This is a genomic window from Microvirga pakistanensis (assembly GCF_004458765.1).
GTDB classification, from domain to species: Bacteria; Pseudomonadota; Alphaproteobacteria; order Rhizobiales; family Beijerinckiaceae; genus Microvirga; species Microvirga pakistanensis.
Genome location: NZ_SPJX01000264.1, coordinates 1 through 223 on the forward strand (window position 1 = coordinate 1; position 223 = coordinate 223).

General features: G+C 60.5%; 1 protein-coding gene. It reads left to right on the top strand.

What is annotated here, in order from left to right:
• Positions 1-223 (top strand): CobW family GTP-binding protein (locus E4K09_RS14775; protein ID WP_280177467.1); only part of this gene is annotated, 223 nt, incomplete at both ends.

The following is a 223-nucleotide window of genomic DNA, read 5'->3' on the forward strand; positions in this document are numbered from 1 at the left end:
CAGGCTATCTCGGCGCCGGCAAGACCACCCTTCTCAACCGGATCCTCACCGAACCCCACGGCAAGAAATATGCCGTCATCGTGAACGAGTTCGGCGAGATCGGCATCGACAACGAGCTCGTTGTCGGCGCCGACGAGGAAGTATTCGAGATGAACAACGGGTGCATCTGCTGCACCGTGCGCGGCGACCTGATCCGCATCCTCGACGGCCTGATGAAGCGCAA